Origin of the sequence: Bartonella sp. AP21QHHD (genome assembly GCF_042196205.1) — a bacterium.
Lineage (GTDB): Bacteria > Pseudomonadota > Alphaproteobacteria > Rhizobiales > Rhizobiaceae > Bartonella.
On the sequence record NZ_JBHIPT010000086.1, the window covers coordinates 1 to 532 of the forward strand.

The 532-nt window shown below is 37.8% G+C and carries 1 pseudogene; it reads left to right on the top strand.

What is annotated here, in order from left to right:
• Positions 1-193: 193 nt before the first annotated feature.
• Positions 194-532, top strand: a pseudogene (locus ACFIMC_RS05090) (hypothetical protein); the annotation flags it as partial.

Consider the following 532-nt stretch of genomic DNA (forward strand, 5'->3'; position numbering starts at 1 on the left):
AATGTCGGCGGGTCTACTAAAATAAAAACCTATACTGAACGTCTCTCTCCTTATGGTGAATTAGAGATTGTCTGGGTCTAACCAATAAAGCAGTGTAAATGAAAGTACAGGCGTGGCGGGGGCGCCCCTCTTTCAAATTTTCCCATTTCAAATTTTATCAACTGTTTATCACATTAGATTGTGAGGGTCTTCTATGTGCAAAAAATACGAATTAACCAGTGAAATCAAAAAAATCAAACATGCTCTTACTCGAAATATTATTAACCTTTATCGCATTAAAGCTTTAAAAGATTTCGATGATGTACAGGCGGGTGCTTTAGGCGGTTTTATCGAAAAGGAAGTTAACCTATCCCATGATGGTAATTGCTGGGTCTATGATGAGGCTTGTGTCTATGGTCATGCAAGAGTGTATGATGATGCAAAAATACGGCATTATTCGCAAGTCTGTGGTCAAGTTTATGGCAATGCTGAGGTCTATGGAAAAGCTTTTATCTCTCAATATGCTAAAGTTTATGACCATGCTTTTGTCTAT